The sequence below is a fragment of the Micromonospora sp. WMMD730 genome, from assembly GCF_049178955.1.
GTDB classification, from domain to species: Bacteria; Actinomycetota; Actinomycetes; order Mycobacteriales; family Micromonosporaceae; genus Micromonospora; species Micromonospora wenchangensis.
Map to the genome: position 1 here is coordinate 5622975 of NZ_JBMHML010000002.1, position 23096 is coordinate 5646070.

General features: G+C 73.1%; 17 protein-coding genes. 6 read left to right on the plus strand and 11 right to left on the minus strand.

Annotation, left to right across the window (positions count from 1 at the left end):
• The first annotated feature begins 153 nt into the window (after window positions 1-153).
• Entirely contained in the window at window positions 154-747 is a 594-nt protein-coding gene (locus tag ACN265_RS23800; RefSeq protein ID WP_421409601.1) for a hypothetical protein, read from the plus strand.
• 80 nt (window positions 748-827) lie between these two features.
• On the opposite strand, the gene ACN265_RS23805 is transcribed toward ACN265_RS23800, so the two are convergent.
• The 5 genes from ACN265_RS23805 to pcaF all read right to left on the minus strand — a co-directional run bounded on the left by ACN265_RS23805 (window position 828) and on the right by pcaF (window position 8062).
• Window positions 828-2486, minus strand: coding sequence for an amino acid permease (locus ACN265_RS23805; RefSeq protein WP_421409603.1), 1659 nt, complete (start codon window positions 2484-2486; stop codon window positions 828-830).
• 444 nt (window positions 2487-2930) lie between these two features.
• Window positions 2931-3431, minus strand: a complete 501-nt coding sequence (locus tag ACN265_RS23810) for a DUF456 domain-containing protein (protein ID WP_357928451.1) — start codon at window positions 3429-3431, stop codon at window positions 2931-2933.
• Window positions 3432-3608: 177 nt separating this feature from the next.
• Window positions 3609-5774 (minus strand): putative bifunctional diguanylate cyclase/phosphodiesterase, encoded by a 2166-nt coding sequence (locus ACN265_RS23815; RefSeq protein WP_421409606.1) that lies wholly within the window; start codon window positions 5772-5774, stop codon window positions 3609-3611.
• A 7-nt stretch (window positions 5775-5781) separates the two neighbouring features.
• Entirely contained in the window at window positions 5782-6600 is an 819-nt protein-coding gene (locus ACN265_RS23820) for an SAM-dependent methyltransferase (protein ID WP_421409607.1), read from the minus strand.
• A gap of 256 nt (window positions 6601-6856) precedes the next feature.
• Window positions 6857-8062 carry a 3-oxoadipyl-CoA thiolase gene (pcaF, locus tag ACN265_RS23825; RefSeq protein WP_421409609.1) on the minus strand — a complete coding sequence of 402 codons (1206 nt, stop codon included), beginning with the start codon at window positions 8060-8062 and terminating at the stop codon, window positions 6857-6859.
• A 158-nt stretch (window positions 8063-8220) separates the two neighbouring features.
• On the opposite strand from pcaF, the gene ACN265_RS23830 reads away from it, so the two are divergent.
• The 4 genes from ACN265_RS23830 to ACN265_RS23845 all read left to right on the plus strand — a co-directional run bounded on the left by ACN265_RS23830 (window position 8221) and on the right by ACN265_RS23845 (window position 12556).
• A complete protein-coding gene (locus ACN265_RS23830) occupies window positions 8221-9186 on the plus strand; it encodes a glutathione S-transferase family protein (RefSeq protein ID WP_421409611.1) in 966 nt (321 codons plus the stop codon).
• Complete coding sequence (locus tag ACN265_RS23835; protein ID WP_421409613.1) at window positions 9179-9889, plus strand: DUF998 domain-containing protein; 711 nt, start codon at window positions 9179-9181, stop codon at window positions 9887-9889. The genes ACN265_RS23830 and ACN265_RS23835 overlap by 8 nt, the downstream gene beginning before the upstream one ends.
• A 205-nt stretch (window positions 9890-10094) precedes the next feature.
• Window positions 10095-11411 carry a dicarboxylate/amino acid:cation symporter gene (locus ACN265_RS23840; protein WP_204924145.1) on the plus strand — a complete coding sequence of 439 codons (1317 nt, stop codon included), beginning with the start codon at window positions 10095-10097 and terminating at the stop codon, window positions 11409-11411.
• Window positions 11412-11488: 77 nt separating this feature from the next.
• On the plus strand, window positions 11489-12556 hold the full coding sequence (locus ACN265_RS23845; RefSeq protein ID WP_420118811.1) for an NADH:flavin oxidoreductase/NADH oxidase: 1068 nt from the start codon (window positions 11489-11491) through the stop codon (window positions 12554-12556).
• Between the two features lie 98 nt (window positions 12557-12654).
• Here the strand turns inward: ACN265_RS23845 and ACN265_RS23850 are convergent, their stop codons facing one another.
• Both ACN265_RS23850 and ACN265_RS23855 read right to left on the minus strand, forming a co-directional pair.
• Complete coding sequence (locus ACN265_RS23850) at window positions 12655-16362, minus strand: ATP-binding cassette domain-containing protein (protein ID WP_421409616.1); 3708 nt, start codon at window positions 16360-16362, stop codon at window positions 12655-12657.
• A 487-nt stretch (window positions 16363-16849) separates the two neighbouring features.
• Window positions 16850-17689: a DUF4081 domain-containing GNAT family N-acetyltransferase gene (locus tag ACN265_RS23855; RefSeq protein WP_204923862.1), complete on the minus strand. Its 840-nt coding sequence runs from the start codon at window positions 17687-17689 to the stop codon at window positions 16850-16852.
• A 129-nt stretch (window positions 17690-17818) separates the two neighbouring features.
• On the opposite strand from ACN265_RS23855, the gene ACN265_RS23860 reads away from it, so the two are divergent.
• Window positions 17819-18397 carry a PadR family transcriptional regulator gene (locus tag ACN265_RS23860; RefSeq protein WP_421409617.1) on the plus strand — a complete coding sequence of 193 codons (579 nt, stop codon included), beginning with the start codon at window positions 17819-17821 and terminating at the stop codon, window positions 18395-18397.
• Window positions 18398-18518: 121 nt separating this feature from the next.
• On the opposite strand, the gene ispG is transcribed toward ACN265_RS23860, so the two are convergent.
• The 4 genes from ispG to ACN265_RS23880 are packed head-to-tail and all read right to left on the minus strand — an operon-like array spanning window position 18519 to window position 22916.
• The gene (gene ispG, locus ACN265_RS23865) at window positions 18519-19691 is read right to left on the minus strand and encodes a flavodoxin-dependent (E)-4-hydroxy-3-methylbut-2-enyl-diphosphate synthase (RefSeq protein ID WP_328339047.1); all 1173 of its coding nucleotides are present in this window, start codon (window positions 19689-19691) and stop codon (window positions 18519-18521) included.
• A 9-nt stretch (window positions 19692-19700) separates the two neighbouring features.
• Entirely contained in the window at window positions 19701-20942 is a 1242-nt protein-coding gene (locus ACN265_RS23870; protein WP_204923859.1) for a M50 family metallopeptidase, read from the minus strand.
• Window positions 20942-22153: a 1-deoxy-D-xylulose-5-phosphate reductoisomerase gene (dxr, locus tag ACN265_RS23875; RefSeq protein WP_204923858.1), complete on the minus strand. Its 1212-nt coding sequence runs from the start codon at window positions 22151-22153 to the stop codon at window positions 20942-20944. The genes ACN265_RS23870 and dxr overlap by 1 nt, the downstream gene beginning before the upstream one ends.
• Before the next feature lie 43 nt (window positions 22154-22196).
• Window positions 22197-22916: a Uma2 family endonuclease gene (locus ACN265_RS23880; RefSeq protein WP_421409621.1), complete on the minus strand. Its 720-nt coding sequence runs from the start codon at window positions 22914-22916 to the stop codon at window positions 22197-22199.
• Window positions 22917-23096: the final 180 nt, after the last annotated feature.

Sequence of the window (23096 nt, forward strand, 5' to 3'; positions counted from 1 at the left end):
TCCGCACGACCACTTCCCCTGACCCGCCGCGTATTCGCGCGCAATGCGTCGACAGGTCACCGGAGCGTGGATGTTCGGCCCCCTCGGTCGCACCGGGCCGGCCGGCCCAGAAACACCCGAACTGCTCCATCACGACGCACCGAAGGACGCGTAATGACGAGAGTACGTCCCAGTGGGAAGCCCCGGGCCCTCGCCGCCCTGGTGGCGATCGCCGTTTCCGCCGCGCTGCTCGCGGTGGCCGGCCCGACCCAGGCGGCCCCCCGCACCGCCGGAGCCGACGCCGCGCAGCCGGCGGCGGGATCGTCCGCCACCGGTGGCGCGCGGGCCGGTCGCCTCGCGCCGCTGTCCACCGGAGCCACCGGCGTGTCGGCGGGTTCCTCCGGCACCCTCGCCTCGACCTCGGTGACGGGGACCGTCGGTTCCATCACCGTCACCTGCACGCTGACCCCGAGCACCCCGTTCGTCTACTACGGCGGCCCGTACGGCGGCGGTGAGGAGGGCCTGGCGTCGGTGCAGTGCACCTATCCCGTCTACGCGATCCAGGTCGAGGTCGCCCTGTTCCGCTACAACACGCAGGTCACCTACAACACCAAGACGGCCTACAGCACCGTCCTCGGCACCGTCGACACCGAGTACCCCCGGTCCACCGGCGAGTACAAGACGGGCGCGGACGCCTTCATCACCTGGAACTACGGCGGCCCGACCACCTTCATCCCGCTCACCCTCAGCAACAGCGCGTACCTCTGACGGTCGCCGGGCGGCCCCCGGCCGGAACCCTTCAGGGCCCCGGCCGGGGGCTGTCCGTCGTCGCCCCGGAGGGCTGGTGGTCAGGCCGGCCCGTCGACCCGTGCGGCGTCCGCCGCCGGTGCCGCCGGTACGTCGACCGTCCGGCGCGGGCCGGTGAACCACTTCCGGGCCGAGGCGTACCACCAGATGCCCACCCCGAGCAGCACCCCGCCGACGGCCAGCGGCGCGTAGTTCACCGCCGACCAGCTGAACCCGTCGTTGCCGGGCACCCCGGCCGGCACGATCGGCAGCACGAAGTAGACCGAGATGATCACGATCTCGACCACCGCGACCCAGCCGAACAGTTTGTACTTGCGGCCCAGCGTCCACGGCCCCGGTTCGAACCGGTCGCCGAGGCGCAGCCGCAGCGCGATCGGGATGACGAAGGACAGGTAGAGGCCGATCACCGCCACCGACACCACCGCGTAGAAGGCGACCGGGACGCCGTCGCTCTGGTAGAGCGCCGGCAGGGTGAGCACCAGGCCGGCCAGCGTCGCCCCGATGATCGCGTTGGCCGGGGTGCCGTTGCGGTCGACCTTGGACCACAGCCGCCAGCCGGGCACCGCGCGGTCCCGGCTGAACGCGTACGTCATCCGGCTCATCGAGGTCACGCAGCTCATTCCGCAGAAGAACTGCCCGATGGTGGAGATGATGATGACCGTCTTGAAGAAGAACGGGGTCAGCGCGGATTCGAAGATGGCGCCGGAGAATCCGCCGGCCGCGTTGATCGCGTCCACGTCGGTGGCGGCGAACAGGAACGCCAGCAACAGGATCCACCCGCCCACCGCCGAATAGAAGATCGACCGCCACAACCCCTTGGCGGCGGCCTGCGACGCGCCCCGGGTCTCCTCGGACACGTGCGCGCAGGCGTCGAATCCGGTGATCGTGTACTGGGTGAGCAGGAATCCCAGCGGCAGCACGTAGAACCAGAACGTCAACCCACCGGTGTCGCCGTCACCGAATCCGGAGTTGTTGAACCGCTCGGTGAACACGAACTGGAAGCTCTGGTGCCGGTCGGGCACCACCAGCAGGATGGCCACCACGGCGGCGGCGCCGGCCACGTGCCACCAGACCGACACGTTCTGGAGTACGTCGATGATCCGGTGCCCGAAGATGTTGATCAGCCCGTGCAGGGCCAGGATGATCACGAACAGCAGGAACGCCTGCCGCAGCGTCCCCTCCCACCCGTCGAAGAGCGCCGACAGGGTGAGGTTGAGGAAGGTGGCGCAGCCGTAGTCCACCGACGCGGTGACGGCGACCAGGCCGATCAGGTTGAGCCAGCCGGTGAACCAGCCGTGCACCGGCCTGCCCATCTTCGCCGCCCACCAGTAGATCCCCCCGGCCGTCGGGTACGCCGAGACCAGCTCGGCCAGGCAGAACCCGATGATCAGGATGAACAGCGAGATCAGCGGCCAGCCCCAGGAGATGGCGACCGGCCCGCCGTTGTTCCACGCCTGCCCGAAGGTGGTGAAACAGCCGGCCAGGATCGAGATGATCGAGAACGAGATGGCGAAGTTGGAGAAGCCGCTCCATGTGCGGTGCAACTCCTGCTGGTAGCCGAGTTCGGCGAGTCGTCGGGCGTCGTCGTCCGGCGCGTGCGGTTGCCCGGCGGTCGACGGTTGCCCGTTCCCGGCGGTCGACGGTTGCCCGTTCCCGGCGGTCGGCGGTTGCCCGGTGGTCGGCGGGGGCGTTGTGGCCACAGCACACCTCCCTGAGGTGGTACCCGGTACTGCCCGGGTGATCCCCGGGTGCGCCCGAGTCTCGTCCCGCCGATCACGACGGTCAATCCGTCGCCGGTGCCGAACTCGTTAATTCGCGTCGCCCCGGGCGGCGGTGGTCAGGTCGCCCCGGCGGCGGTAATCGGGTTGCCCCGGGTCCGGCACCGACGCATGCTTGAGCCCGGGACCAGGCCCGATCGCGACGGGCCGACGCCGGGCGCTCGGCAGGAGCCCGGCACCACGGCGGCGCGGGACGCCCACCTCTCTCTCACGTACGGTGTCGTGCCGTACCCGACGGGCGTCCCGCTCCGCCTCCCACTCCCGCCCTGATCGACTCGCCTGGGCCGATGTTGCGGCATCCGCCGGGCATGGACACCGCAACATCGACCCAGAAGAGTCGATCTTGCCGGCCGCTCCCGTGGGTGGTCAGGTGAACAGGAGGCCGGCCACCCAGAGGGCGGCGATCGCCAGGCCGGCCAGGAACTCCACCAGCATCGACAGGCCGGCCGCCTTCAACGCCTGCACGGTCGCCGGCCAGGCGAGCTGGTTGCTGCCCAGCCGCAGCCGTTCGGCCCCCCACACCCCGCCGACGAAACCGATCACCAGGCCGATCACCGGGATGACGAAGAACCCGACCAGCCCGAGCAGACCCCCGACGAGCAGCGACGACGTGGGCACCCCGGTTCGCTTGAGGTTGCGCCCCGGCCAGGCGTACTTGATCACGGCACCGCCCGCGGCGACCACGGTGGCGGCGGCGAGCACCGCCCAGCGTCCCGGCCCGGCACCGCCGAAGAGCGCCCAGAGCAGCACCCCGCCCCAGCACAGCGGCAGCGCCGGCAGGCCGGGCACCACCACCCCGGCCAGCCCGGCCACGATCGCGATCGCCGCGACCACCGAGACCGCCGCCCCACCATCGGTCAGGCTCACCCCGCCACCTCTCCCCCGCCCGGTCCCGTCCCGGTCACGTCGTCACCATGCCAGAGCACCGGCCTCCCCGCCGGCCACCCGTACCCGACCGGCCGCTTGCGGCCACCCCACCCCGAACGACCACGCCCCGGTCACCACCGCGCCGTCGACGACGCCCCCGACCGGGCCGGGGGCAGGTCACTCCGTCGTCTCCCCGCGCAGCCGGGCGGTGATCTGGTCGGCCGGGGCGGGCGGCCCGAACCAGCGGCCCTGGCCGGTGTCGCAGCGCAACGCCCGCAACCGTTCGGCCTGCTCCCCGGTCTCCACCGCCTCGGCGGTCACGGACAGCTCCAGCGCGTGCGCCAACCGGACCAGGGCGTCGACGATCCGCTCGTCCCGGTGGTCCGGAGACGAGTCGCCGCCGTCACCCCGGATGCCCTCGACGAACGGACCGGCCAGCTTCAGGCAGTGGATCGGCAACCGCCGCAGGTACGCCAGGTTCGAGTAGCCGGTGCCGAAGTCGTCGATGGCCAGCCGTACGCCCAGATCCGCCAACCGGTACAACGACCGTAACGGCTCCCCGGCGGTGCCCATCACGGCGCTCTCGGTCAGCTCCAGCTGCAACAGCTCCGCCGGCAGGCCGCTGCGGCTCAGCGCGCTGGCGACGGTGTCCACGATGGCCGGATCGTCGGCCTGCCGGGCGGCCAGGTTGACGCTGACCACCAGCTTCGCCTCCGGGAACTCCCGGTGCCAGGCGCGGGCGTCGCGGCACGCCTGCCGCAGCACCCACTCGCCCAGCCTGACGATCAGCCCGGTCTCCTCGGCCAGGCCGATGAACCGGTCCGGGCCGACCAGGCCCAGCTCCGGGTGGGACCAGCGCACCAGCGCCTCCACCGCGAGCATCGAGCCGTCCAGCAGGGAGACGATCGGCTGGTAGTGGACCACGAACTCGCCCCGGTCCAGTGCCGCCGGCAGGCCCGCCGCCAGCGCGGACCGGGCGATGTCGGCGGCGCTGCGCTCCGGGTCGTACACCGCCCAGCGGCCCCGGCCCTCCGCCTTCGCCCAGTACAGCGTGGTGTCGGCGGCCTTCATCAGCTCGGACACGCTGGTCTCGCTGGCCGGGCACTCGACCACACCCACGCTCGCCGAGACGGCGAGCTGATGGTCGCCGACGAGCACCGGCGCGGCCACCGCGGCGAGCGCCAACTCGGCGACACCGACCGCGTCGTCGATGCCCTCGCCGCCGTTGACCAGGATGACGAACTCGTCGCCACCCATCCGGGCCACCAGGTGCCCCTGGCCGATGACACAGTCGGACAGCCGCCGGGCGATGGTGACCAGCAGCCGGTCGCCGAGGTCGTGGCCGAGGCTGTCGTTGACCGCCTTGAAGCCGTCCAGGTCGAGGAAGCAGACGCCGATCCGCTGCTCGGGCCCGGCGTCGGCGAAGACCTGGCCGAGCTTCTCGAAGAACAGCGTCCGGTTGGGCAGGCCGGTGAGCGGATCGTGCAGGGCCTGGAACCGCAGCCGCTGCTGGAGTTCGTACCGCTGGGTGATGTCCTCGATCATGGCGACCGTGAACCGGGGGCGGCCGTCGTCGTGCCGGATCAGCGAGACGGCCAGGTCGGTCAGGACGACGCTGCCGTCCTTGCGGTAGTAGCGCTTCTCCACCCGGACGCTGTCGTGCTTGCCCTCGATCAGCTCCTGGTACATCTCCCACATCCCGGCCGCGTCGTCGGGATGGAACAGCGCCGAGACGTTGGTCTGCCGCAGCTCCTCCGGGGTGTAGCCGAGCATGTCGGCGAAGGACTGGTTGACCTCGATGATCTGACCGTCGATGCCGGCGAGGCCGATGCCGATGACCGCCCCGGTGAAGACCGCCCGGAACCGGGCCTCGCTGTCACGCAACGCCCGCTCCACCGAATCCCGCGCCTGCCAGGCCGAGCGGGCGATCCGCTCCTGCTGGCTGAAGGTACGGTCGCGCAGCGCCCGGCCGAACCCGGCGGCCAGCCCACCCTGCAACGCGGCCACCCGGACGGGCAGGTCGGGCGGCGGGTCGTCCGGGGGCAGCACCCGCTGCGGCAACTGCTCGCCGAGCGCCCGCACCGACCAGTCCAGGATGCGCGGTTCGGTCAGGTGCGCCTCCACCAGCGCCCGGCCCACCTCCTCCGCCGGGGCGGCGGAGAACTCCTCGGCGAGCAGGGCCTGCGCCAGCCGTACGGTGTGCGCCAGCAGCAGCCGCTCGGTCTCGTCCGTGCTCATCGGCACGAACCCGAGCCGGCGTACCGCCCGTGCCCAGTCGGCGGCGTAGCCCTGCGCGCCCGGACGGGACGCGTCGGTGCCGCCGGGGTCCGGAACGGCGGACATGGTCGGCTCAGCCGGCGGAACGGTCGTACCGGGCGACGCCGCCGAACGCCCCGAACCGCTCGGGGTGGTCGTCCACGTCGGACGGGGAGTCGGGCCGCCACAACGGCATGTGCACCACACCCGGCTCAAGCAGCGTCCAGTCGCCGAAGAAGCCGGTGATCTCGGCGCGGGACCGCAGGGTGATCTCGGTGTCGGTGCGGGCCGAGAGCCGCTGCGCGTCGAGCATCTCCTGGGGCTGGTCCTCGAAGGTGGAGTGGGAGATGACCAGGAAGCTGCCGGGTGCGGCGGCGGCCCGCAGGGTGGCGAGGACGTCGGCCGGGCGGTCGGCGTCGGGGACGAAGTGCACCACCCCGGCGAGCAGGATGCCCAACGGACGGTCGAAGTCGATCAGGCCGCTGGACCGGGCCTCGTCCAGGATCAGCTTCGGCTCCCGCAGGTCGGCGTGCACGGCGACGGCCCGGTCGTTGCCGGTGAGCAGTTCGCGGCTGTGCGCCACCGCTACCGGGTCGATGTCGACGTAGACGATGCGGGCCTGCGGGTCGGCGGCCTGGGCGACCTCGTGGACGTTGCCGACGGTGGGGATGCCCGAGCCGATGTCGAGGAACTGGTCGATGCCGGCGTCGAGCAGCACCCGCACGGCGCGGCGCAGGAACTCCCGGCCGGAGCGCATGGTGGCCGCGAGGTTCGGGGTCATGCCGGCGATCTGCTCGGCGAGCCGCCTGTCGATCTCGAAGTTGTGCGCGCCGCCGAGGAAGTAGTCGTAGACCCGGGCGGCGCTGGGCCGGCTCAGGTCGATCTCGGCGGGAAGTCCGTCCGGCGTCTGCATCTCTGCCTGGCCCCCAGTTCGTCGCCGCCATGCGGGAGGGCACCGGTGTCGACGGCGTGCGCGGGCACGCGGAGCCGCACCGGCCGACCCGCGGATCGTGTGGTGCTGACCACTCTAGGCCCGTCCGCCCAGGTACGGGAGATCAGCCGACCCCGATCTGTGCCCGGGACCGGCAGGTCGGACCCGCCGGGCTGAACCGTGGTCACGCTACGCGTCCGCCCGCGCACCACAGGCCACCACGGCGCGTCCGGGCGGGTCAGCCGACGGATTCCAGCACCAGGGCGATGCCCTGACCCACCCCGACGCACATGGTCGCCAGGGCCCGCCGGCCGCCCCGACGGCGCAGTTCCAGGGCTGCGGTCAACGCCAGCCGGGCGCCGCTGGCCCCGAGCGGATGCCCCAGCGCGATCGCGCCGCCGTTCGGGTTGACGTGCTCGGCGTCCTCCGGCAGGCCCAGCTCACGCAGCACCGCGATCCCCTGCGCGGCGAACGCCTCGTTCAGCTCGACCACGTCCACGTCGGCCAGGGTGAGGCCGAGCCGGTCGAGCAGCCGACGGGTGGCCGGCACCGGCCCGATCCCCATGATCCGGGGCGGTACGCCGGCCGCCGCCGCGCCGCCGATCCGGGCGAGCGGGCTCAGGCCGTACCGGGCCACCGCCGCCTCGGACGCGACAAGCAGGGCCACCGCGCCGTCGTTGACGCCTGAGGAGTTGCCGGCGGTGACGGTGCCGCCGGCCCGGAACGGGGTGGGCAGCGCGGCCAGCTTCGCAAGCGAGGTCTCCCGGGGATGCTCGTCGACCTCGACCAGCTTCGTCTCCCGCCGACCGGCCGGCACGGTCACCGGCACGATCTCCTCGGCGAACCGGCCGTCGGCCTGCGCCTTGGCGGCCCGCTGTTGGGAACGCAGCGCGAACTCGTCCTGCGCGCGCCGGTCGACGCCGAACTCGGCGGCCACGTTCTCGGCCGTCTCGGGCATCGAGTCGATCCCCCACCCCGCCTCCATCAGCGGGTTGACCAGCCGCCAGCCCAGGGTGGTGTCGTACACCTCGGCGGCCCGCGAATACGGCGTGGTCGCCTTCGGCATGACGAACGGGGCCCGGCTCATGCTCTCGACGCCACCGGCGAGCACCAGGTCGGCCTCCCCGGCCACCACGGCGCGGGCGGCGGTGGCCAGCGCGTCCAGGCCGGAGCCGCAGAGCCGGTTGACGGTGCTGCCCGGCACCTCCTGCGGCAGGCCGGCCAGCAGCGCCGCCATCCGGGCCACGTTGCGGTTGTCCTCGCCGGCCTGGTTGGCGCAGCCCAGCACCACGTCGTCGACCCGGGACCAGTCCACCGCCGGGTGCCGGGCGACCAGTTCGCGCAGCACGTGGGCGGCCAGGTCGTCGGGGCGCACCCCGGCCAGCGCGCCGGCGTACCGGCCGATCGGGGTACGGACTCCGGACACGAGGTAGGCCACGGTCATCGACGCACGTCCTTCGGGGGTGGGAAGGGGCTGGCGGTCCCGGCGTCACCCGGGTCACGGGGGACGCCCGCCGTCAGGATATCCACGCCCGCGCGCGACGCCGCCCCGGCCGGGTCGCGCACCAGGTCGGGCGGGCGGACGCCGGATAGGTTGGCGGTATGACCCGGCCCCAGTTCAGCGCAGAGACCTCCGGCGGTGGGGCGTTCGTCCGCCAGCCCAACCGGTTCACCGGCCGGGTCACCCCGCACTCCACCTCGCCCGAGGGCGGCGGGCCGGACGAGCAGGGGCGCTGGCCGCTTGCGGCCGGCCGGTACCGGCTGATCTGGTGCCGGGCCTGCCCCTGGGCGCACCGGGCCATGATCGTGCGGGGCCTGCTCGGCCTGGACGGGGTGATCTCGCTGGGCACTGTCGACCCGATCCGCGACGAACGCGGCTGGCGGTTCACCCTCGACCCGGACGGCTTCGACCCGGCGCTGGGCATCGGCTTCCTGTCCGAGGCGTACCTCGCCACCGACCCCGACTACACCGGCCGGGTGACCGTGCCCGCGCTGGTGGACACGCTCACCGGCCGGGTGGTCACCAACGACTATCCGCAGCTCACCCTCGACTTCTCCACCGAGTGGCGACGCCTGCACGCCCCGGACGCGCCCGACCTCTACCCGGTCGCGCTGCGTCCGGAGCTGGACGCGCTGATGGCCGAGATCCACACCGACGTCAACAACGGCGTGTACCGGTGCGGCTTCGCCACCTCCCAGCAGGCGTACGACGAGGCGTACGCGGCGCTGTTCGCCCGGCTGGACGCGTTGTCACAGCGGTTGGCCGGGCAGCGGTACCTGATGGGTGACGCGATCACCGAGGCGGACGTGCGGCTGTTCACCACCCTGGTCCGCTTCGACGTGGCCTACCACGGGCACTTCAAGTGCAACCGGCAGAAGCTGACCGAGATGCCGGTGCTCTGGGCGTACGCCCGGGATCTGTTCCAGACCCCGGGTTTCGGCGGGACGGTCGACTTCGACCACATCAAGCGGCACTACTACGCCACCCACCGTGAGATCAATCCCACCGGGGTGGTGCCGGCGGGCCCGGACACGTCCGGCTGGCTCACCCCGCACGGCCGTGCCTGAGGCCGCCCGCGCCGTCGCCGGCCGGCTCGCCGCCGGCTGCGTGCTGCTCGGCGCGGTCGCGGTGACCGTCGCCGTCGGAGCCGGCCCGGGTGGCCCGTGGCGCGGGTACGTCAGCGAGGCCGGCGTCAGCGACAGCGCGTTCGCCTCGACGTACCGGATGGGGGTGTTCGCCCTGGCGGCGGCGCTGCTGTCGCTGGCCGCGGCGCTGCCGGTGACGTTGCGGCTCGCGGCCGGCCTGCTGCTGGCCGGCGCGGCCGGCACCGTGGTCTCGGGCGCGGTGACGTGCAGCGCCGGGTGCCCGCTGCCGCCGTTCGAGGCGGCGACACCGGCCGACCTGGTGCACGCCGGGGCGAGCATCGTGGCGGCCGGGGTGACCGTGCTCGCCATGCTGGTGGTCGGGTTCCTCCGGCCGGCGACGCCGGGGCTGCGCCGGGTGGCCCGGGTCGCCGGGGTGCTGGCGTTGCCGGTGGCCGGGGCGGTCGCGCTGGGCCTGCTGACGGTGGGCCGGGGCGATCTGGTGGCCGGGCTGGAACGGGTGCTGCTGGTGGTCTGTGCCGGCTGGGGCCTGTGCACCGCTCTGCTGCTGGCCCGGCACCGGCCGGCCGCTGACGGACCGGCCGAGCGGACCGGCTCCGGCGTGCCCCGTGTCCGTGAGCACGACGAACGTGACGAACGGGTCACCGGGTCGACAACCTCCGTGTAAGGAGCCTCACGCGGAGCGGTCCTTCCAGCTCGCGGTCGGCCGGGAGTAGCGTCGACAGGCGATGACCAATGTCTGGCACCTCACCGTGCGCCTGTACGTCGACCTCCGACGCCAGGCCAGTGGGGTCTGTCCGGCGCAGCCACGCTCCTGACGCTGCCCGCGACCGACCCCTACCGACATTGGACCCGCCCTGATGGCTTCCACCCTGCGCAAATTCCCCTTCTCCGCCCAGATCCTGCTCGGCCTCGTGCTCGGCGCGGCGCTGGGCTTCCTCGCCCGCGAGGGCGACCTGAGCTGGCTGGCCAGCACCCTCGACACCGTCGGCGGGCTCTTCGTCCAGTTGCTCAAGCTGGCCGTCCCGCCGCTGGTCTTCACCGCGATCGTGGTCAGCGTGGTCAGCCTGCGCGGGGTGGCCAACGCCGCCCGGCTGGCGCTGAAGACGCTGCTCTGGTTCGGCGTCACCGCCTTGATCGCGGTGAGCCTCGGCATCGGCATCGGCCTGCTCACCGACCCGGGCCGGGGGGTGAGCCTGGACGTCGGCGGCGCGACCGCCCCGAAGACCACCGGCTCGTGGACCGACTTCCTCACCGGCATCGTGCCGACCAACCCGGTGGGCGCGTTCGTCGAGGGCAACGTGCTCCAGATCGTCTTCCTCGCCCTGGTGGTCGGTGCCGCCGCGCTGCTGGTCGGTGCGGCCGCCGAGCCCTTCGTCGCGCTCAACCGCGCGGTGCTGGCCATCGTGCAGAAGGCGCTGTGGTGGGTGATCCGGCTCGCCCCGATCGGCACCCTCGGGCTGATCGGCCACGCCGTCGCCGCGTACGGCTGGGACCTGCTGGCCCCGCTGGCGAAGTTCACCACCGCCGTCTACGTCGGCTGCGCGATCGTCCTGTTCGTGGTCTACCCGCTGCTGCTGGTGACGGCCGGCCGGCTCAACCCGCTGCGCTTCTTCGCCGGGGCCTGGCCGGCGATCGAGCTGGCCTTCGTGTCCCGGTCCTCGGTGGGCACCATGCCGGTGACCCAGCGTTCCGTCGAGCGGCTCGGCGTCCCCCGTGAGTACGCCTCCTTCGCGGTGCCGTTCGGCGCGACCACCAAGATGGACGGCTGCGCCGCCATCTACCCGGCGCTCGCCGCGATCTTCGTGGCGCAGGTCTTCGGGGTGGACCTCGGCATCGGCGACTACCTGCTGATCGCCTTCGTCTCGGTGGTCGGCTCGGCCGCCACCGCCGGCCTGACCGGTGCCATCGTCATGCTGACCCTGACCCTGAGCACGCTGGGCCTGCCGCTGGCCGGGGCCGGCCTGCTGCTGGCGATCGACCCGATCCTCGACATGATCCGCACCGCCACCAACGTGGCCGGGCAGGCCGTCGTGCCGACCATCGTGGCCGCCCGCGAGGGCATCCTGGACCGCGACGCCTACGCCAACGCCGGACGGCGCGACCTGACCGACGCCGACGAGACCGACGCCGACGAGGCCGCCGACCGGCCGGCCCGCCGCGACGACCTCGCGCCGGCACCCGCCTGAGCGCACCGGCCGGGCCCTCCTTTGGACACCGCGCCCCGCCCCGCACCGCCACCCGCCCGTACCGGAGGATCACCCGCATGAGTGCCCTGTTCACCCCACTCGCCCTGCGCGGCGTCACCCTGCCCAACCGGATCGCCCTCGCGCCGATGTGCCAGTACAGCGCCGGCCCGGACGGGCTGCCCACGGACTGGCACCGGGTGCACCTCGGGTCCCGGGCCGTCGGCGGAGCCGGCCTGATCCTCACCGAGGCCACCGCGGTCGTTCCCGAGGGGCGGATCAGCCCCCAGGACACGGGCATCTGGTCCGACGCGCACGTCGACGCGTGGCGGCCGGTCACCGCGTTCGTCGCCGCCCAGGGGGCGGTGCCCGCCGTGCAGCTCGCCCACGCCGGGTTCAAGGCCAGCACCTACCGGCCCTGGGCGGCCGAGCGCGGCGGGGTGCCGGACGCCGAGGGCGGCTGGACGCCGGTCGGCCCCGGAGCCGAGCCGTTCCTGCCCGACTACCGGCAGCCGACCGCGCTGGACGAGACCGGGATCGCCGGGGTGGTGTCCGCGTTCGCCACCGCCGCCGGTCGGGCCGTCGACGCCGGCTTCGCCGTCGTGGAGATCCACGCCGCACACGGCTACCTGCTGCACGAGTTCCTGTCCCCGCTGACCAACCACCGCACCGACGGCTACGGCGGCGACCGGGCCGCCCGGATGCGGCTCACCCTGGAGGTGGCCCGCGCGGTCCGGGCCGCCGTCGGCGAGCAGGTGCCGGTGCTCACCCGGATCTCCGCCACCGACTGGGTCGACGGCGGCTGGACGGTGGACGACAGCGTCGCCCTCGCCGCCGAGCTGGCCGCGACCGGCGTCGACCTGGTGGACGCCTCCTCCGGCGGGGCGTCGACCCGGGCGGCCATCCCGGTCGGACCCGGCTACCAGGTGCCGCTGGCCGCGCAGATCCGCCGCGAGGCGGGCGTGCCGACGGGTGCGGTCGGCCTGATCGTCGAGCCGGAGCAGGCCGAGCAGATCGTCGCCGCCGGGGAGGCCGACCTGGTGCTGCTCGGTCGGGAACTGCTGCGTGACCCGTACTGGCCGCGCCGGGCCGCCGCGAAGCTCGGTGCCACCCCCGACTGGCCCGAACCGTACGCCCGCGCCTTCTGACCGTCTGCCGACCGGCCTGCGGCGACCGCTGTGGGGAGAGTTGTCGTCGCTGGAGCGACGACAACTCTCCCCGGTCCCGCGGCCCGACGGCGGCGGGGTCAGCCGGCCAGGTGACCCCAGTCGTCCTCCAGGTTCCGCCACGGGCCCTGGGCGGCGACCGTGCCGTCGACCAGCACCACCACGTGGTCGGCGCGGACCAGCGCCGCCCGCTTCGAGGTGGAGCCGAGCACGGTCACCCCGTGCTCCCGCAACGCCGCCCACAGCGCCAGCTCGGTGGTGACGTCCAGCGCGGAGGACACGTCGTCGGCGACCAGCAGTTCGGTACGCGGGGCGAGTGCCCGGGCCAGCGCCAGCCGCTGCAACTGCCCACCGGACAACCGGGTGCCCTTGTGCCCGATGAGCAGCCCCAGCCCGCCGCCGCCCGCCAGGTCGTGCTCCAGTTGGGCGGTGGTGACCGCCCCGGCGGCGTCCACGTCGTGGCCGAGGGCGATGTTGTCGGCGACCGTGCCGGAGAGCACCCGGGGCAGCTGACCGACGTAGCCGACCTGCTGGGGGCGTAGGAACAGCTCCGGCTCGGTCACCGGCTCGCCGTTCCACCGCAGCTCGCCGACGTGGTGCACGATCCCGGCCAGCGCCCGCAGCAGCGACGACTTGCCGGACCCGACCGGCCCGACCACCAGGACCAGGTGGCCCCGGTCGACGGTCAGGTCGACGTCCCGCACGGCGAGGGTGCCGTCGGAGTGCCGCGCCCCGAAGCCGACCAGTTCCAGGCGGCGCAGCGGCCGGCGCGGCGGCGGCTGCGGTGCGGGGGCGGTGCCGGCGGCGATGTCCACCCCCGGCACCTCCGCCGAGTACGCCCCGATCCCGGTCATCGCCACCGTCCGCCGGGTCCACACCCGCGCCGACGGGTACTGCGAGACCAGGGACGCGGTGGTCCAGGCGAACCAGCGGGCCGCCCCGAGGGTGGAGACGGCGACCAGGGTGGCACCGGCGGAGAGCCCCCCGCCGAGGTAGAGCGCCCACGCGGCGATCGGCAGCAGCCCGCTGGCCACCGAGGGGGTGGAGCGGGCCCACACCTGCGCGGCGATCTCCCGCCGCTGCCGGTCGCTGCGCACCAGGTCCAGCGCGGAGAGGTGGTCGAGCACCGGCCGGGTCGCCCCGGCGAGCTTGACCGTCCGGGCCGCCGACAGCGACGAGACCAGCGCGGTGGCGAAGGCGGCCCGGGCGGCCACCGTGTCCCGCGCGGAACGCTCCAACCGGGGGCCGAACAGGGTCGCGGCGAGCCCGGACACGGCCATCGTGCCCACGAAGAACAGCGCCGGCACGAGACTGCCCGTGATCAGCGTCATGGTCACCATCGTCACCAGGGCGATGAACTGGTCCATCAGGTTGTCGGCGAGCTGCACGACCCGTTCGGTGTCCCCGCTCTGCGCCACCACCTCGGCCGGGGTGTGCCGGCTGGTACGGCGCGGGCCGGTCTGGCCGTGCACCAGCCGCAGGCTCATCCGCAGCATCTGCCGTACCCACCACTGGGGGAACCGCAGGTTCGTCAGGAAGGGCAGCGGCAGCACCACCACCAGCGCGGCGGCGATACCGAGCGCCGGCAGCCACGGGTCACCGCCGTCGACGACGTCCGCCCACAGCCAGGGCAGCACCGCGCCGTCGAGGCCGAGCACGGTGATCACCATGAACAGCCCGACCGACAGCAGGCCGAGGCGCGGGTCGTTCAGGCCCAGCCGCAGGATCTCCCGCATGGTCCGCGCGGGCGGTAGCGGTGGCAGCGGCGGCGGGTCCCCCTTCGGTACGGCCACCGCCGTCCGTCCGGCCGTCCCGGTCCCCCGCACGGCGCCGGCCCGACCCGGCCCGTCACCGCCCGGCTTGTCGATGCCCGACCCGGTACCGGGCGGCCCGGCCGGGGACGTCGCGTCGGCGTCCGGCCAGGCGGTGACCGCCGCGTCGGCGTCCGGCCAGCCGGTGACCGGCGCGTCGGCCTCCGGCCAGGCGGTGACCGGCGCGTCGGCGTCCGGCCAGGCGGTGCCCCTGGTGCCGGCCTCCGGCCAGGCGGTGGCCGGGCCGTCGAGCAGGTCCAGTCCGCCCCGGCTGCCGGACCGGCCCGCACCGACCGGGGTGTACGCGGCGGCGTGGCTGGTGGCGAGCAGCTCGGCGAAACGGGCCGAGGAGCGCAGCGGGCCGGCCTCCAGGACCGCCCCGTCGGCCATCACCACCACCTCGTCGCAGCGCCGCACCGACGACAGCCGGTGCGCGATGATGATGCCGATCCGGTCGGTGAGCAGACGTTCCGTCGCCTCGCGTACCCGGGTCTCGGTGACCGGGTCCAGCCGTGCGGTGGCCTCGTCGAGGATCACCACGTGCGGGTCGCGCACCAGGATGCGGGCGAAGGCCACCAGCTGTTCCTGGCCGGCGGAGAGCACGTGGCCGCCCTCGCCCAGCCGGGTCCGGATGCCGTCGGGCAGCTCCGCGACCCACCCGGTGAGCCCCAGCTCGGCCAGCGCGCGGGGCGCGTCGTCGAGCAGGTCCGGGTCGAACAGGGCGACGTTCTCGGCGAGGGTGCCGGCAAGGATCTCGGTACGCTGCGGCACCACCGCGATCCAGCGCCGCAACTCCTCGACGTCCAGGTCGCACAGGTCGGTGTCGCCGAGCAGCACCGTCCCACGCGGCACCTCGACCGCCCGGGTGAGCACCTTGGCCAGCGTCGACTTGCCCGAACCGGTCCGCCCCACCAGCGCGTACGACCGGCCCCGGACGAAGCTGAGCCGGACGTCGCGCAGCGCGGGTTCCCGCTCGTCCTCGCCGGTGACCGGGTAGCGGAAGGTGAGCCCGCGCAGGGTCAGGTCGCCGTCGGTGGGGGTGAGACCGCCTGAGGGTTCCTGCCGGGAGTCGGAGAGCAGCAGCACCCGGGCCCAGGCGCCGAGCGCGTACTGCAGGTGCGGCACCCAGCGGGCGAGGTGTTCGACGGTCGCGCCGAAGCTCAACGCGAGCAGCCAGATCGCGGTCAGCCGGGCACCGTCGATCCGGCCGGTGGTCAACGCCCAAGCCCCGGCGAGCACCACCGCGGCGATCCCGACCCGGATGGTGCCGGCGGCGAAGGCGGTGACCCGCGCCGACATCAGGAAGACCCGGCGGCAGCGGGCCAGCACCTCGGCGGCCCGCCGGGCGTACAACCGCAGCACGTACGGCTGGGCGAGGCTGGTGCGGACGTCGTCCTGGCCGTGCACCGCCTCCTCCATCACGGCGGCCAGGTCCGACCAGGCTTCCTCCTCGGACATCCGGGCCGGGGCGATGGCGGCGGTGGGACGCCGCAGCACCACGACGAGCAGCGCGGTGAGCAGCAACATCGCCACCCCGGCCGGCCACCAGACGAACAGCGCGCTGACCGTGGCGAGCAGGCAGAGCACCAACCCCTGGACCAGCCGTACGCCGGTGTTTCGCAGCTCGGAGGCGACCTGGTAGACGTCGTTGTCGATCCGGTCGAGCAGTTCACCGACCGGGGTGCCCTCCAGGGTGGGCAGATCCTGCCCGAGGGCGACCCGGCAGAGCCGGCGGCGCACATCGGCGGACCAGTCGGCGGTGATGCCCGCCATCAGCAGCGCGATCACCAACTCGCCGAAGACCGCGACGACCAGCGCGACGACCAGCGCGGCGAACCATCCGGCCGAGCGGTGTACCAGCACCGTGCCGGCGACCGCCGAGGCGGCGGCCTGACCGGCGGCACCGAGGACGACAAGAACGATCACGACCGTCACGCGGCGTGGCGCGGACGCCCAGAGATCACGGAGCAGGCGCATGGAGACTCCCTCCGGGACTCGGGGTGGCGGTACCCCCCAGCCTGACCCCCCGCCCCCCTCCCCTCAACGCATTTACCGCCCCCCCCACCACCCTCCCCCGCCCCACCTCCCCCTGCCCCGCCCGCCCCTGCCCTGCCCCTGCCCCGCCCCGGTGATCAAGAGATTTGCGTCAAGATTGATCTTCAGATTGCCTCAAACCTCTTGATCAACTGACTCAAACCTCTTGATCACCGAGACGAGCCGGCGACCAAACGGGGGGAGGTGACGACCGAGGCGAGGTGGCGACCGACGGGGCGAGGTGGCGACCGACGGGGCGAGGTGGCGACCGACGGGGCGAGACGGAGCGACCGGGGCGAGACGGATGACGGGCGGGGTACCCAGAGGAGGCAGGAGCCAGGGGAGGCAGGAGCCCGGAAGGCGGGGGCTCGTGGCGAGCGGGGGTGCCCGGGGAGGCGGGGCGCGCGGGGAGGCGCGAGGGGCGGGATCGTCAGAAGAGGATGGTGGCGAGGGTGCCCACGCGGTGGAAGCCGCAGCGTTCGTAGACCCGGCGGGCGGGGCGGTTGAAGTCGTTGACGTAGAGGCTGACCGTGGGGGCTACCCGGAGCAGCGCGTCGTGGACGACGGCGGCCATCGCGGCGCTCGCGATCCCGCGTCCGCGCCACGCGGGGGCCACCCAGACGCCCTGGACCTGGGCGGTACGGCGGGTCACCACCGCCAGTTCGGCCTTGAACACGACCTCGCCGTCGACCATGCGGGCGTACGCCCGGCCGGCGCGGACCAGGTCCTCGACCCGTCGGCGATAGGCCCGGCCGCCGTCCTCGGCCAGCGGTGAGACGCCGACCTCCTCGGCGTACATGGCGACCGCGGCGGGGAAGAGCAGGTGCACCTCGTCGGGGCGGACCCGGCGCACCTCGGGGTCGACCGGGATGGCGGGCAGGGCATCGGTGGCCAGCAGCGGCTGGTTGGGGCGGACGTCGCGGGCCGGCCCCCAGTGGTCGGCGAGCCGGTCCCAGAGGCCGAGCACCGCGTCGGCCCGTCCGACGATGGAGGAGCAGAGCCGCTCCTCGCCGGAGAGCTGCTCGGCGAAGGCGGCGACGGCGGAGTCGGTGGCGAGGATCGGGGTGAGGTTGCCGCCGAGCCAGCAGATCGACTCCAGGTTGCGGCGGGTGCCGTAGCCGAGGATCCGGCCCTCGGCCCGCCACCAGGCGAGGCCGCGTGCGGAGACCCGCTCGGCGACCTGCGCGCCCGCGTACGGGTCGAGGTCGAGCAGCCGCTCGACGGCGCGCCGCTCCGACTCTCCCAGTTGGCGTACCGGCACCGTCAGCACGCTTACCAGCCTGCCAGATCCGGGCGGTGGTTCGCCGGGCGACCGGCACAGCCGTCAAGGGACTTGTCGCCAACACATTGCCGATATATCGTTGATGCATCAGCGACAGCACAACGAGAGGACGACATGATGGGATTCCACCGTCGGATCCACGCACTGCAGGAGGCCCGGCAGCGCGGCTTCGGCTTCCCGCCCATGCCCCCCGGCCCGCACGGGCACGGAGGCTGGGGCGGTGGCCGGGGCGGGCGCGGGCGGGGTCGGGCACGCCGCCCCAACGTCCGGGCCGCCGTGCTGGCCCTGCTCACCGAGCGGCCGATGCACGGCTACGAGATGATCCAGGAGATCGACTCCCGCACCGGCGGGGCCTGGCGGCCCAGCCCGGGGTCGATCTACCCGACGCTGCAACTGCTGGAGGACGAGGGCGTCATCGCCGCCAGCACCGATCCGACCGGCGGCGGGCGCAAGCGGTTCGACCTGACCGAGGCCGGCCGGGAGGAGGCCACCACGGCCGCGCAGACCCCGCCCTGGGCCGAGTTCGCCGAGGACACCGTCAACAGCTGGCACGACATCCGCGACGCGGGCGCGCAGGCCATGCACGCGCTGCGCCAGGTGATGATGACCGGCACCGACGACCAGCGGGAACGCGCCGCCCAGGTGCTCGACGAGACCCGCCGCAAGCTGTACGCGATCCTCGCCGAATCCGAGTGACCCCCGGGGTACGCCCCGGCGACCTGCCGACCGGCCCGGACCGGGACGACTCCGGCGACGATCACCCGGTACCGACGAAGGCGGCCCTCCCGGTGGGAGGGCCGCCTTCGTCGACGGTGGATCAGTGCACGGTGACGGTGGGGCCGGGGATCAGGTCGCGCAGCTCCTCGGGGATCTCCGCGCCCATCTCGTCGGCGATCCGCAGCGCCTCCTCGATCAGCGTCTCGACGATCTGCCCCTCGGGGACGGTCTTGACGACCTGCCCCTTGACGAAGATCTGCCCCTTGCCGTTGCCGGAGGCCACCCCGAGGTCGGCCTCGCGGGCCTCGCCCGGCCCGTTCACCACGCAGCCCATCACGGCGACCCGCAGCGGGACGGGCAGCCCCTCCAGGCCGGCGGTGACCTCCTCGGCGAGCTTGTAGACGTCCACCTGGGCCCGCCCGCAGGACGGGCAGGAGACGATCTCCAGGCCGCGCTCGCGCAGCCCCAGCGACTCCAGGATCTGGTTGCCGACCTTGATCTCCTCGACCGGCGGGGCCGACAGCGACACCCGGATGGTGTCGCCGATCCCCTCGGCCAGCAACGCCCCGAAAGCGACCGCTGACTTGATGGTGCCCTGGAAGGCAGGCCCGGCCTCGGTCACCCCCAGGTGCAGCGGGTAGTCGCACTGCTCGGCGAGCTGCCGGTACGCCCGGATCATCACCACCGGGTCGTTGTGCTTGACCGAGATCTTGATGTCCCGGAAGCCGTGCTCCTCGAACAGCGAGCACTCCCAGAGCGCCGACTCGACGAGCGCCTCGGCGGTGGCCTTGCCGTACTTGGCGAGCAGCCGCTTGTCGAGCGAGCCGGCGTTGACGCCGATGCGGATCGGCGTACCGGCGGCGGAGGCCGCTGCCGCGATCTCCCTGACCTTGTCGTCGAACTGGCGGATGTTGCCGGGGTTGACCCGGACGGCCGCGCAGCCGGCGTCGATCGCGGCGAAGACGTACTTCGGCTGGAAGTGGATGTCGGCGATCACCGGGATCTGCGACTTCCTGGCGATCGCCGGCAGCGCCTCCACGTCGTCCTGGCTGGGCACGGCGACCCGGACGATCTGGCAGCCGGACGCGGTCAGCTCGGCGATCTGCTGGAGGGTGGCGTTGACGTCGGAGGTGAGGGTGGTGGTCATCGACTGCACCGAGACGGGGGCACCGCCACCGACGGGCACCGAACCGACCATGATCTGGCGGCTGGCCCGGCGCGGGGCGAGCGGCGGGGGAGGTACGGCGGGCATACCGAGACTGACAGCGGTCACTTCAGGCACTCACCTTGTGAAGAGGGTGATGGGGTTGACGATGTCCGCGGTGGCGGTGAGCAGGGTGAACGCGCCACCGATGAGGATCACCGCGTACGTGATGGGCATCAGCTTGAGGTAGTCGACCCGGCCGGGGTCGCGCCGGCCGATCCGGGCGTAGAGCCAGGAGCGGGCCCGTTCGAACCAGGCGATGGCGATGTGGCCGCCGTCCAGGGGCAGCAGCGGCAGCAGGTTGAACACGCCGACGAAGAAGTTCAGCGAGATGAACAGCAGGACCAGCAGCTGCCAGACGCCGTTCTCCAGGGCTTCGCCGCCGAGCCGGCTCGCGCCGACGACGCTGATCGGGGTGTCCTTGTCCCGCTCGCCGCCGGTGACGGCGGTCCACAGCGCGGGCACCTTGTCGGGGATGCGCTTGAGTGCCTCGTAGGTGCCGACGGCCAGGTCCTTGGTGTAGCCGGCGGTGGCCGGGATGGCCTCGACCGGGCCGTAGGTGACGTTCGCCGGGACACCGGGCGGGAGCATCGGGCCGGCGACGCCGAGGGCGGAGACGGTGATCGGGGCGCCGTTCGGGTCGTCCAGCGGCTTGCGCTGCACGGCGGCGAGGTCGGCCCGGACCTGGCCGGCGACCCCGTCGCGCTCGTAGCTGATCGTCGCCGGCTGGCCCGGCGGCAGGTCACGGACGGTCTTGACCAGCGCGGCGTAGTCGGGGACGGCGACGCCGTTGATCGCGACGATCTTGTCGTCGTCACGCAGCCCGGCCTGCTTGGCGGGGCTGACCGGGTCTCCGGGGGCGCACTCGCGGACCGCGTCGGTGGGGACGACGCACTCGACGACCTTGACGTGCGCCGGCAGCGGGTTGGGCAGGTCCTTGTTGGGCAGGCCCATGAACATGGCGGCCAGCCAGATCGCGATGACGGCCAGCGCGAAGTGGGTGACCGAGCCGGCGGACATCACGATCGTCCGCTTCCAGACCGGGTAACGCCACATCGCCCGCTTCTCGTCGCCCGGTTCGACGTCGTCGTCCTGCGGCGTCATGCCGACGATCTTGCAGAATCCGCCGAGCGGGATCGCCTTGAGGCCGTACTCCGTCTCACCCCGGCGGAACGACCAGATGGTCGGCCCGAAGCCGACGAAGTAACGGGTGACCTTCATGCCGAACGCCTTGGCGGTCAACATGTGACCGGCCTCGTGCAGGCTCACCGAGATGAGGATCGCCAGGGCGATCACCACCACCCCGAGCAGATAGAGCATCAGGCTTCCTTCCCCGACCCCGAGATGATCTCCTGCGCGTGCGCGCGCGCCCACGATTCGGCGGCGAGCACGTCCTCGACGGTACCTGGTTCACCGAAATCGGGGGCGTCCTCCAAGACCCGCCCGAGGGTGTCGACGATGCCGAGGAACGGCAGCCGTCCGGCGACGAACGCCGCAACACACTCCTCGTTGGCCGCGTTGTAGACCGCCGGGCGGCAGTGGCCCGCCACGCCGGCCGCCTTGGCCAGCGCCACCGCCGGGAACGCCTCGTCGTCGAGCGGGGCGAACTCCCAGGTGTGGGCGGTGGTCCAGTCGACGGCGGTGGCGGCGTCGGGCACCCGGTCGGGCCAGCCGAGGCCGAGCGCGATGGGCAGCCGCATGTCCGGTGGGCTCGCCTGGGCCAGGGTGGAGCCGTCGACGAACTCGACCATCGAGTGGATCACCGACTGCGGGTGCACCATCACGGTGATGTCGGCGTAGGGCACGTCGAACAACTCGTGCGCCTCGATCACCTCCAGCGCCTTGTTGACCATGGTGGCCGAGTTGATCGTGACGACCGGTCCCATGTTCCACGTCGGGTGGGCGAGCGCCTGCTCCGGGGTGACAGCGGTCAGCTCGTCGCGTCGCCGCCCCCGGAACGGTCCGCCGCTGGCCGTGACGACCAGCCGCCGCACCTCGCCCCGGGTGCCGCCGCGCAGGCACTGGGCCAGCGCCGAATGCTCCGAGTCGACGGGCACGATCTGCCCCGGCCGCGTCACCGCGGCCTTCACCAGCGGGCCGCCGGCCACCAGCGACTCCTTGTTGGCCAACGCGAGGGTACGACCACAGCGCAGCGCGGCCAGCGTCGGCGCGAGCCCGAGCGACCCGACCACCCCGTTGAGGACCACGTCGCAGGGCCACTGCGCCAGCTCGGTCATGGCGTCCGGGCCGGCGATGATCTTCGGCAGCCTGAAGTCGCCGGTGGCCCAGCCGCGCCGGCTCGCCTCGGCGTAGAAGGCGAGTTGCAGATCCTGCGCGGCGGACGCCTTCGCCACCCCGACCGCGTCCACGCCCAGTTCGAGCGCCTGGGTGGCGAGCAGTTCGACGTTGCCGCCGCCGGCACCGAGCGCCACCACCCGGAACCGGTCGGGGTTACGCCTGACGATGTCGATCGCCTGGGTGCCGATCGAACCTGTGGAGCCGAGCAGAACGAGGTCCCGGGGAGTTGTCACCCGGTCATTCTGCCCCGTACACGCTGTGCGCCGGCTGGGAGCCTCACCGCTCGACGTCACCCTCCGCGTCTGCCCCCTGCCCCAGCGGTTCCGCCTCCTCGACCGGTGCCTCCTCGCCCAGTAGGTCGGCCGGATCGATACTGAACGCGAAGGGCTGCCGCATGACGAACGTCGTCCCGGCGGCAGCCGCCGAGACCGGCCGGTACTCCCCGTCGGTCAACTCGAAGAGCGCGATGGTGGGCACCCGGTTACGCAGGTCGACGCGGAGGAAGAACGGGACACCGGCGGCGGCGTACTCACGGGGCCGGTCGATCACGTCCTTACGCCTGTTGCCCGGCGAGACGACCTCACCGAGCAGCACGGCGTGGCCGATGTCCATCGTCGTCCGCCCGCCACCGGGAACGTCGAGGATCACGATGTCCGGAATGAAGAGGTCGGCACCAGAAACGATGTTGGCTTCGGCGTACAGCCACAGTTTTTCCCGGCGGGCCGCCTGTTTGAGCAGGTAGGCCAGATCCAACTCGGCATTCTGATGGTCGTATCCGGCATGTGGGGTCACGATCACGCTTCCGCTCAGGACTTCAACCTTGGGACCGTTGGTCTCCGGCAACAGGTCGAGGGCGAGCTGGGCGGTCCACGGCTCGTCGTGCCAGCGCAGCACGTCGAACGACGGCCCGGTCGGCCGGTCGATCGACCCCGGCGACGGGGACGTCGGGTCGGGCGACTGCGGTGCCGGCTCGGGCGCGAATGCGGCCTGGGCCATCCGGGCTCACCCCCTCAGCGGAACATCCTGCTGGTCCCAGCCTAATCGCCGCAGCCCCGCCGCCGGGCCGTCGCACCACTGGTGCGTCTCCAGGCACCCGCCCACCCACCCCGACCGCGTTGATCAACACGATGGGGCCAATATGGGGGTGTCCGGGCGGCGTGGCCCCCCTACACCGAC